Raw genomic sequence first — 620 nt, 5'->3', positions numbered from 1 at the left:
GGCAACCGGCGCACCCCGGCGGCCGGTTGGCGGATTCGGTGAATCCGTGCGCCCCCCGTGCACCGGCACCGTGGGTTAGGTCACGCTTACCAACGGTTCCTCTCGGGCATCCACCGTCGTAGAGTCGCTCGACCGAGGGCACCGCCCTGCGGTGGCCCGGGAGAGCGATCCACCACCGATGCAACCGACGCACCCGATGCCTCGAGGGACGGTACCCGTCATGCCGCGTCCGAACACCGCACAGCTCGCCTACGGTTCGGCCACCGTCGTCTTCTCGACCGCCGCGCTGCTCCTGCTGTCCAGGACCACGACGACCCTGGGGATCATCGCGATCAGCGTGGCCGGACTGCTCATCGGGGTCCTCGTGGTGGTGGCCGTGCCGGTGCGCCGCAAGACGCCCGCGGTGCCGCAGCCGTCCGTACCCGCCCAGCGGGCCCCCCGGAACACCGAGATCCGGGTGCCGGCCGTCCACGCGGGCGCGGGGGCCGATACCCGGATCGGTTCGTAGCTCCACCGTCGCCCTACTGCGGCACGGTGACGACCACGGTCTTGGCCGACTTGTCGTGCAAGCCCTGTTTGTAGGGCTTGTCGACCAGGATCAGGATCAGCAGGAGCAGCGG

The 620-nt window shown here is 70.3% G+C and carries 1 protein-coding gene; it reads left to right on the top strand.

Translation table 11 applies throughout. The features are described from left to right. Positions 1-220 precede the first annotated feature (220 nt). On the top strand, positions 221-508 hold the full coding sequence (locus EAO71_RS35680; RefSeq protein ID WP_147981965.1) for a hypothetical protein: 288 nt from the start codon (positions 221-223) through the stop codon (positions 506-508). Positions 509-620: the final 112 nt, after the last annotated feature.

Source organism: Streptomyces sp. MS191, assembly GCF_008042125.1.
GTDB lineage: Bacteria > Actinomycetota > Actinomycetes > Streptomycetales > Streptomycetaceae > Streptomyces.
This window is presented reverse-complemented; position numbering and strand designations above follow the sequence as displayed.

What these genes read in the sequence shown, in the direction of transcription:
- EAO71_RS35680 (WP_147981965.1), top strand. Translation starts at nt 221, where the DNA reads ATGCCGCGTCCGAACACCGCACAGCTCGCCTACGGTTCGGCCACCGTC.